Origin of the sequence: Halomonas sp. ND22Bw (genome assembly GCF_003011945.1) — a bacterium.
GTDB lineage: Bacteria > Pseudomonadota > Gammaproteobacteria > Pseudomonadales > Halomonadaceae > Halomonas > Halomonas halophila.
Window position 1 is genome coordinate 1 of record NZ_PXWD01001340.1, and the last position, 253, is coordinate 253.

The 253-nt window shown below is 68.4% G+C and carries 1 pseudogene; it reads left to right on the top strand.

The features are described from left to right. Window positions 1-253 (top strand): annotated as a pseudogene (locus CVH10_RS22545) (amidohydrolase family protein); the annotation flags it as partial.

Below are 253 nucleotides of genomic sequence, written 5' to 3' on the forward strand. Positions count from 1 at the left end.
GCAGCGGGTGTTCGGCACGGCCAACAAGGGGCGGATGGCCGTCAGCTATGACGCCGACCTGACCATCGTCGATCTGAAGTCCAGGCGGACGATCACGCACGACCAGCAGGCGACGCGCTGCGGCTGGACCCCGTTTGACGGGGTGGAGGCGACCGGCTGGCCGACGGCGACCATCGTGCGTGGGCGGGTGGTGATGCAGGACGGCGAACTGATCGGATCGGCGCATGGGCGTCCAGTGCGGTTCATGGAGACG